The sequence below is a fragment of the Mycobacterium sp. genome (assembly GCF_050701675.1).
In the GTDB taxonomy this organism is placed as follows: Bacteria; Actinomycetota; Actinomycetes; order Mycobacteriales; family Mycobacteriaceae; genus Mycobacterium.
Genome location: NZ_JBOGDD010001241.1, coordinates 1 through 3,632, shown reverse-complemented (window position 1 = coordinate 3,632; position 3,632 = coordinate 1). Strand labels below are relative to the sequence as shown.

Annotated in this window: 5 protein-coding genes and 1 tRNA gene; 3 read left to right on the top strand and 3 right to left on the bottom strand. The window is 66.8% G+C overall.

Going from position 1 to position 3,632, the window contains the following annotated elements:
• Both ACRDUX_RS38470 and ACRDUX_RS38465 read left to right on the top strand, forming a co-directional pair.
• Positions 1 to 804 (top strand): metallopeptidase TldD-related protein (locus ACRDUX_RS38470; protein WP_526422414.1); only part of this gene is annotated, 804 nt, incomplete at its 5' end.
• Positions 805 to 812: 8 nt separating this feature from the next.
• Positions 813 to 1,637 (top strand): carboxymuconolactone decarboxylase family protein, encoded by an 825-nt coding sequence (locus ACRDUX_RS38465; RefSeq protein ID WP_526422412.1) that lies wholly within the window; start codon positions 813 to 815, stop codon positions 1,635 to 1,637.
• Here the strand turns inward: ACRDUX_RS38465 and ACRDUX_RS38460 are convergent.
• Positions 1,634 to 2,008, bottom strand: coding sequence for a phage holin family protein (locus ACRDUX_RS38460; RefSeq protein WP_526422410.1), 375 nt, complete (start codon positions 2,006 to 2,008; stop codon positions 1,634 to 1,636). The two genes, ACRDUX_RS38465 and ACRDUX_RS38460, sit on opposite strands and share 4 nt — an antisense overlap.
• Before the next feature lie 106 nt (positions 2,009 to 2,114).
• Here ACRDUX_RS38460 and ACRDUX_RS38455 point away from each other — a divergent pair.
• Positions 2,115 to 2,188 (top strand) — tRNA-Ile (locus ACRDUX_RS38455).
• Positions 2,189 to 2,242: 54 nt separating this feature from the next.
• On the opposite strand, the gene ACRDUX_RS38450 is transcribed toward ACRDUX_RS38455, so the two are convergent.
• Together ACRDUX_RS38450 and ACRDUX_RS38445 are read right to left on the bottom strand one after the other, a co-directional pair.
• Positions 2,243 to 3,007 (bottom strand): nucleotidyl transferase AbiEii/AbiGii toxin family protein, encoded by a 765-nt coding sequence (locus ACRDUX_RS38450; RefSeq protein ID WP_526422408.1) that lies wholly within the window; start codon positions 3,005 to 3,007, stop codon positions 2,243 to 2,245.
• A partial coding sequence (locus tag ACRDUX_RS38445; RefSeq protein ID WP_526422406.1) for a type IV toxin-antitoxin system AbiEi family antitoxin domain-containing protein occupies positions 3,004 to 3,632 on the bottom strand: 629 nt, incomplete at its 5' end. The genes ACRDUX_RS38450 and ACRDUX_RS38445, both read right to left, overlap by 4 nt.

Here is a 3,632-nt window from a genome sequence, read left to right as displayed (position 1 = left end):
ACTCCGGACTTCGCTTCGGTGCCAACCGATTCCATGCTCGACACCCTGGTAACGCGGTTGGACTGGTCGCGGCGGACGGTGTCCCTCGAACCGGGCCGTTACGAGACGTTGATGCCGCCGTCGACGGTCGCCGACATGATGATCTACCTCGGCTGGTCGATGGACGGTCGCGGTGCGCAGGAGGGCCGCACGGCGCTATCGGCGCCCGGCGGTACGCGGGTGGGGGAGAAGCTCACCGACCTTGGGCTGACGCTGTACTCGGACCCGACCGCGTCGGGCCTGCAGTCCTCGCCCTTCGTGGCGGCGACGAGTTCGTCGGAGCGGGTGTCGGTGTTCGACAACGGCATGGACATCGGTCGGACCGACTGGGTTCGCGACGGCGCGATCAACGCGCTGGCCTACCCTCGGGCGGCGGCCGCGGAGTTCGACGTCCCCGTCGCCGTGCCTGCGGACAACATGGTGATGACCGGGGGCTGGGCGAGTCTGGCCGACATGATCCGCCGCACCGAGCGCGGTCTGTTGCTGACCACGCTGTGGTACATCCGCGAGGTCGATCCCACCGTGCTGCTGCTGACGGGTCTGACCCGCGATGGCGTGTACCTCATCGAGGACGGCCAGGTCACCGGCGCCGTCAACAACTTCCGTTTCAACGAGAGCCCGCTGGACCTGCTGCGTCGCGCCACCGAGGCTGGAGTCAGCGAGACCACGCTGCCCCGGGAGTGGGGCGACTGGGCCACCCGCGCGCGGATGCCGTCGCTGCGGATCCCCGACTTTCACATGTCCTCGGTGAGTCAGGCGCAATAATCGCGGGTATGGACGACGATCAGTTGTACGGCATGCTGACGCGGTTGATGGCACTCTCGCCCGAGGGCGATGCGGGCCTCAACGCACTGGTTCGGGCGGTGTGCGCGGAAGCCGTGTCCTTGCCGCCGCTGCCGGCACAGGGTGACGCCGAAGGCGACCCGCTGGTCGCCGAGTTCGCCGAACAGTTCGCCGTCGACGTGTCCGTGATCAGCGCCGAACAGCGCGCCGCGTTCATGTCGGCGTTGGGCGGCAAGGCTTTCCGCGTGGTTGCGCTGATCTTCATCGCCGACTTCGTGCCGCGGGTCCGGGCGGGACTGACCGCGCTGGGCTTCGCACCCGTCGTGGAGCCCGTCGTGTGGGACCGCGACACCGATCCGCTGGACCTGCTGCTCAATCAGTTCGCGCCCACCGTCGGTGCTCTGCGGACGCTGGATCCCGTCACGACCGAGGTGGTCCGGTTGCGCGGCGCGGTGCAGCACAACTGCCGCCTGTGCAAGTCGCTGCGCGAGGGCGCAGCCCTCGACGCAGGCGGGACCGAGTCGCTGTACTCCGACATCGAACGGTATGAGTCCTCCGTTCTGCTCGACGAACGGCACAAGGCCGCGCTGCGCTACGTCGACGCGTTGATCTGGAGACCGTCGAAGATCGATCCCGACGTCGCTGCGGGAGTGCGGACGCACTTCTCCGATGCCGAGGCTCTCGAGCTCACCCTCGACGTGATGCGCAACGCGGCCAACAAGATCGCGGTCGCACTCGGCGGCGACGCGCCACGCGTCGAGGAGGGGACCGAGCGGTACTTCCTCGGGCTGGACGGCCAGCCCGTATACAGCTAGCCGACCTTCTTCTTCAGGATCAGCATCGGGAGCACCAGCGTCGCCACCGCGGTGACTAGCCACACCACGACCGTTGCGGCCACCCATGATCCGATGCCGCGGATGCTCAGCCCGTGGGTGAGCACCGACGCCAGGATCAGCGCCGCCAGGGTGGACACCAAGCCGATGCCGCCGAGGAACGCCGACGCATAACGGCTGGCCATCTTCAGGAAGAACGGCGAGAGGATCGCCTGGGCGATGGTGAAGATGACCACGGCGGTGATGAAGGCGAGCGGCCGAACGGTCACGCCGGGCACCAGCCACGACGCCACCAGCAGTCCGATCGCCGAGGATCCGAGGAAGACGACGACGCGCAGCAGGAAGCGGATCACCGTCGGAGCCTAATCCGACGGGGTTGAGCATGATCGGCGTTCGGATATCGCCGGTGTCGGGCGCCGTCGGGCTCGTGCGACCATAGTGGCCGCGCACGCGCGCAAGGGGGCGGTAGCTCAGTTGGTTAGAGCCGCGGACTCATAATCCGTTGGTCCTGGGTTCAAGTCCCAGTCGCCCTACGTCAGAGGCTTCTTTCCAAGATCAGTTTGGCTGAGTCATCGTTTATTCATCGTTTATTCATCGTTTATAGGCGTGACAGCCGCGCGCCAGGCCTCCCGAACGGCTTCGAGAGCGTGGTGCGCAGAGACCGTGATGCGGGTCTGCCCGGCCAGCTGGGACTGCCATTCGGCGTCGGTTGGCGCGGACACGAACAGTCGAGACCCTGGCGGATGATTGGTGGGACCGTAGCGTCGGTATAGGTCCGTGGCTTGCCGGTCGATTGCGCCCAACTCGCTCAGAGCCCACAGGTCCCAGAGATCGCGAGCACCTTTCCGGTCGGCCCACGTCGACGTCTTTGACGCGGCGAATGCCGGCAGTGTCGGAACCAACAGCTCGGCCGCGGGAGCATCGGCGTAGCGCTGGACGAGCACGCGCCGTTCGGACGGCCAGACGATGCGGTCCCGCGAGGAGAGCAGCTGAATTCGCACCGAGAGGCCGCTGGCCGTTCGAAGCGTGGCCGGCAGGGTGCTCTCGATGCTGCTTAGCGCTGGTTCGAGGGTGAGCCGTCCGTGCGACCGCGACAGTCCGCGGGGTAGCGCTGCGTCCAGGGCCGCGGCTACGGGCTTGCGGTCGTCGATGGCGATCAAGTCGATGTCCTCGCTGAGCCGTCCGGTCGGTAGGTGGGTGCGCGCCAACGCGGTGCCGCCGATGAATTGGACCTGGTCTCTGACGCTGGTACTGATAAGCGCCAGTAAGTGTGAGATGAGGTGGTCGCGTTCCACCTGTTCGGTGGAAACACCGAATTGCGCCGCCACCGCGTCGCGTTCATCGTCGTTCACGTGTGCGCCCAGTCCTTGGCACGGCGCAGCGAGGCCACCCGAAGCTGGTCGAATGCGAGCGTGGACAACCGCTGTTGGTCGCTTCGCGCCAAGAGGGCGATGACTGCCGATCGAATGTCGACGTCGACCATGCCTAGTTCTGGACGATGAGCGAGGTCGAGGACGGTTTGTTCGGGTGTCGTCACCAACGCTGGGCCCAAGGCTGTTTCGATACGTTCAGCGTCCAGACGGTCGGTGTGGCGTTTGACGAACCGCACTAGGGCCGGCCGATCGGACAGCTCGATCTCGCGGTGCTGTCGAGGCACTGCGATCGTCGCCGTCGCCAGTGCGCGGGGAATCGCCCCATGGAGCCGCGCTGCGCTCGGTCCCATCACCACGATGTCGTCTGCCCCGTAGATTGCGGAGGCGATGCCCGCGGCGGCTGCCTCCAAGCCGGGCATCCAACGTCGGCCGACCATGTCTTGCGGGACGACCACGTAGTAGCCGTCGGCGACGCGGTGAAGGAGCCCGCGTTCAGTGAGCCGGGCGAACTCTGCCCGCGGATGTGCGTAGATGTCGCCAGCGTCGCGTGGCCGGATGGTCTTCATCGGTGCCTGCGCGAACTGGGGTGGGATCGGAGTGCTTC